This is a genomic window from Telluria sp. AZSoR62 (assembly GCF_058111565.1).
Map to the genome: position 1 here is coordinate 1 of NZ_JBYTST010000460.1, position 251 is coordinate 251.

The 251-nt window shown below is 55.8% G+C and carries 1 protein-coding gene; it reads right to left on the reverse strand.

What is annotated here, in order from left to right:
* Positions 1-176, reverse strand: a 176-nt coding sequence (locus AC3XQU_RS24415) for a phage tail assembly protein (protein ID WP_489876699.1), incomplete at its 3' end; no start/stop codon positions are given.
* Between the last annotated feature and the right edge of the window lie 75 nt (positions 177-251).

Sequence of the window (251 nt, forward strand, 5' to 3'; positions counted from 1 at the left end):
ACGTCCATTTGCAGCAGCTCGGACAGGCTTACACCGCGTAGCTCGCCCGAGTTCGGTTTGCGCAGGGTGATGCTGTCAATGGTGGTGTTACCACGGCGGATAGGTGTGTCGAGAATGACGATGTTGTCGTCGGCCAGTGATTGCACGTCGGGTTGTTCGGTAGCGGCGGCTTTCATGGGATAGCTCCTGGTGATAAAGGTTTACGGTTAACGATCGAGTGATTATCAGAGGCCGATGGCGGAGCGCTGTTT